The organism is Paenibacillus sp. p3-SID1389 (genome assembly GCF_025151705.1).
GTDB classification, from domain to species: domain Bacteria; phylum Bacillota; class Bacilli; order Paenibacillales; family Paenibacillaceae; genus Fontibacillus; species Fontibacillus phoenicis.
This window is the reverse complement of the sequence record NZ_JALXVO010000141.1, coordinates 1-214: the sequence shown is the minus strand read 5'-3', so window position 1 is coordinate 214 and position 214 is coordinate 1. Positions and strand designations below refer to the sequence as shown.

General features: G+C 54.7%; 1 protein-coding gene. It reads right to left on the bottom strand.

Annotation, left to right across the window (positions count from 1 at the left end):
• A partial coding sequence (locus M3G15_RS21475) for a DoxX family membrane protein (RefSeq protein WP_260072025.1) occupies positions 1 to 214 on the bottom strand: 214 nt, incomplete at both ends.

Below are 214 nucleotides of genomic sequence, written 5' to 3'. Positions count from 1 at the left end.
TGCCACGAGAACCAGCACTTCAAGGATCAACATTTGCGCGTTGGTGCTTACCGTACCCGAGAAGAGGAACGCGGCGTTCATCACGAAGCCCATCAGTGCAGCGAAGGTGGTGAAGGTACCGAGGATCAGCCCCAGACCAACTAGGAATTCGCCGTAAGGCACCAGGAAGTTAAAGAGTCCGACATTCGGCAAGGCAAAGTGTTCCAGGAAGGCT